The organism is Microvirga arvi (genome assembly GCF_016892765.1).
GTDB lineage: Bacteria > Pseudomonadota > Alphaproteobacteria > Rhizobiales > Beijerinckiaceae > Microvirga > Microvirga arvi.
On sequence record NZ_JAFEMD010000144.1, the window covers coordinates 1 to 3,243 of the forward strand.

Consider the following 3,243-nt stretch of genomic DNA (forward strand, 5'->3'; position numbering starts at 1 on the left):
TGAAGGTTGAACGATGAAGTACCGGGTGTGTTCGGAGCCGGGAAGGCGAGTTAAGGTTCAGGTGTCAAGCTTTACAAGCTGGGTGAAGTCAAATTGTAAATTCTTTACAAACGATGAGGTTTCTTTGAGTTCTTCCAAGCTGTTGATATTCCTGGCAGACTGCCATCATGATGCTCCTGCGTTTCCTAATCTGTTGATCTTTATCCAAGATCGTTCATCCTAAAGGTGAAGTCCCCCTGAAGGGGTAAGGCGAATGCAGTTGCCCTAGAGCTGTGACAAGACGGATGTCACTGTCTTTACAACATGGTGCCTTGCAGGTGCCAGCCTGCACGAAATCTGCACTCTATAGGAGAATCCGATCTACGCTGATGTCCCCCCACAACCACATCACCGATGTCGCCTGTCGACCCCGCTGTAGTCGTATGCCGAGTTCGCCGCGAAGGGTCAGCGCCATTCCGCTGCTAGTTCCCTGGCGCGCCTGGGGAGCCATCGCCTCGTATCACGGGTACTCGCCTTCCAATGTAAAGCCGGCCTTGGGCACTACCTGGTAATGCTGGACTTCACCGTTCTCTACGTGCCCACGGGTTTGCACCACCTCAAACCAGCGCAGGTTGCGCAAGGTCTGGTCGGCACGCTTGATTGCCGTTTGGATCGCATCCTCAATGCTGCTCGTCGATGAGCCCAACAGTTCAACGACTTTGTAAACGTGCTTGGACAGCCTAACCCTCTCCGCTTCCTTCCAAAATCACAGGTAGGGCGGACGATCTCACCTGCGAGGCTGTCGTGCGCTCAACAGTCATGTGAAACGGCGATCAGGAACAGCGACGCTGCTGACGTAGGTCGGTCGTCGTACTATGCCTGTAGGTGTGAGGGAGCAGCCGCTCGAAGCTGCGGCGCACGGTGCCGTAGCACTCGCAAGAGGTCTGCTCCAGGCCGGCACGATTGGTGACCGTGATGACACCCCGGCCTTGCCGGATGAGACCCGCCTCCTGAAGAGCTCGCGTGATGCTGCTGACGGTGGAGCGCTGGACACCCAGCATGTCGGCAAGGAACTCATGCGTGAGCGGCACGGTGTCCCGATCCAGCCGGTCATGCATGCTGAGGATCCAGCGGCACGCGCGGGCTTCGACACTGTGAACCGCATTACAGGCCACGTTTTGCAGAACCCGGGCCATCATGGCCTCGGTGAAGCGCAGCACCAGCTGGCGCACCTTCGGGCACCGGCCGATCACCTCGTGCAGGCGCTCCAACTCAATGCGCGAGGCGGTGCCTTTGGCTTGCACGATGTAGCGCCCGAAGGAATGGACGGCCGTCACGGCACTCACCAGACCCAGGGCTCCCTCGCGGCCGTAGACCGCCATCTCGGCCGAGCGGCCGTCCTTCAACACGGCCACCAGCGACACCACCGTGTCATGGGGGAAGTAGGCATGGCGCAGAGGGTCCCCCGCCTCGTACAGCACCTGATCCTGCTGCAGGTTGACTTCATGCAGGTGCGGCTCCAGGGCCGCGAAGTCATCCGGCTCCAGTGCGGCCAGTAGCCGATTGGAGCGGTGATTAACCTTTGGAACCGGAGCGGCGTGGTGGTTATGAGGTTTCATACCCCAAGCTAAACCGGCGGTAAGCTCAAAGCAAAGGTCTAAATGTCAACCGATTTGGCCAAGGTTTGCTGGCAACTGGGGTGGCAAAGGCCTTGTTGACGGACAGGACCACCCCGCTGGCATGGGAGTCGCCACGACAACGACATGCCATTCCCAGATCGGGCCAACCGGCAAGATGTTAACTTGGTAGCAACAGGCACACTAAGGCCGGTAGAGCTGGACTGCCGTTCAGATCCTGCGGGAGGCGGCCTTCCGGCGAACAATGCCCCACGATTTTGCCAGATGCAGCGAGGACGAGATACCTACATCAAGCATGAATGGTCTGGCTCGTCCTGCCCTGGCCTGAGCTTTCGTCCGGCGCACCGGCGTACCGTGGCCCATGCCATCGATCAGGTACAGTTCAACGATCATGTCACCCTTTCTGTTTGACCATGCTCGTCGGCGGTGGCCTGCGACTGACGTTTGAGTAAACACCTCCTCGCTGACACCGTGCACATTGGTCCACTGGCTGAGCAACGCAGCTGCATTGGAGGCTGCAACCGTCCGATCCTCTGTGCCATGCCAGATCGACACCGTCGGCCGTGAGCCTGCATAGGACGAAGCGGCGCGGACGAGGTCGCCCCATTGCTCGCCGCTGCGCGTCTGCGGTCTCTTCATGGCGGACATGACCTGGCGCAGACCGGACACAGCGCCATAGGGAAGTCCGGCGATGATCCCGCCGCCGGCAAAGACCTCTGGGTAGGTGGCCAGCATCATCGACGTCATGGCGCCGCCGGCTGAGAGACCTGTGACAAAGATCCGCGCAGGATCAATGCTGTGGGTCCGCCGCATGCGAGACACCATCTGGCGGATCGACAAGGCCTCGCCGGAGCCCCGTCGGACATCGTGAGGCTGGAACCAGTTGAAACAGCGGTTCGGGTTGTTGACCTGGGACTGCTCGGCATACAAAAGAGCAAAGCCGTGCCGTCTTGCCAGCATCGACCAGCCGCTGCCCTCGTCGTAGTCGCGAGCGGTCTGCATGCAGCCATGCAGCACCACAACCAGGGGCGCGCTGTCGGGCAACTGCGGCGGCACGTAGGTCAGCATCCGGAGATTGCCGGGGTTGGATCCAAAAGAGCTGACCTCAGTCAGCTTGTCCTTCTTCGGTCGGGTCTTGCGCGGCCTGTTGAGGAGCTTACGCGAGGTCGCTGTGGCTTTGAGGAGGGTCTTCTCCCAGCGGTGCTGGGCTTTCAAAAGGCGAGCAATCGGAAGTTTCAATCGCATGCGCACCCAGTGAACAGGTTTTGAGACAGGAGCGTCTCACGCCAGGGAGCACACGAACTCGATGGAGCATCGAATGCAGAGGACCGCCCTGCGGGGTTGCCCAGTTCCTGATGTAGGGCTCCCGGCTCGCGAGCCGGGAGCGTATTCAAACCAGATCCTTAGCGAGCACGCCGACCGTGCTCGGGTTGTGCCGTGAGGGCCCGGGTGGCCTCTTGGGCTACTTGGGCGGTGAGCTGGGCCAAGCGCTGGCTGTTCTCGAGCACGCGCTCAGCATTGCCGCGGACCAGAGCACTTTGGAGGCTGATAAAGTGAAGTAGTTTGGACTTAATCTGACAGACGGTGTCGTTAAGCTGAGGCATGAGCCGAGGCCGGGCGCGGAGTG

The 3,243-nt window shown here is 60.2% G+C and carries 4 protein-coding genes; all 4 read right to left on the reverse strand.

Annotated features, from left to right (window positions below; translation table 11 throughout):
- Nucleotides 1–499 precede the first annotated feature (499 nt).
- Complete coding sequence (locus tag ILT44_RS30055; protein WP_204243274.1) at nucleotides 500–718, reverse strand: dodecin; 219 nt, start codon at nucleotides 716–718, stop codon at nucleotides 500–502.
- Nucleotides 719–812: 94 nt separating this feature from the next.
- Nucleotides 813–1,598, reverse strand: coding sequence for a Crp/Fnr family transcriptional regulator (locus ILT44_RS30060; protein ID WP_204243271.1), 786 nt, complete (start codon nucleotides 1,596–1,598; stop codon nucleotides 813–815).
- Between the two features lie 228 nt (nucleotides 1,599–1,826).
- Nucleotides 1,827–2,861, reverse strand: coding sequence for an extracellular catalytic domain type 1 short-chain-length polyhydroxyalkanoate depolymerase (locus ILT44_RS30065; protein ID WP_239468643.1), 1,035 nt, complete (start codon nucleotides 2,859–2,861; stop codon nucleotides 1,827–1,829).
- Nucleotides 2,862–3,019: 158 nt separating this feature from the next.
- Nucleotides 3,020–3,243: phasin family protein (locus tag ILT44_RS30070; RefSeq protein ID WP_204243273.1), on the reverse strand; the 224-nt coding region annotated here is incomplete at its 5' end.

What these genes read in the sequence shown, in the direction of transcription:
- ILT44_RS30060 (WP_204243271.1), bottom strand. Translation starts at nt 1,598, where the DNA reads ATGAAACCTCATAACCACCACGCCGCTCCGGTTCCAAAGGTTAATCAC.
- ILT44_RS30065 (WP_239468643.1), bottom strand. Translation starts at nt 2,861, where the DNA reads ATGCGATTGAAACTTCCGATTGCTCGCCTTTTGAAAGCCCAGCACCGC.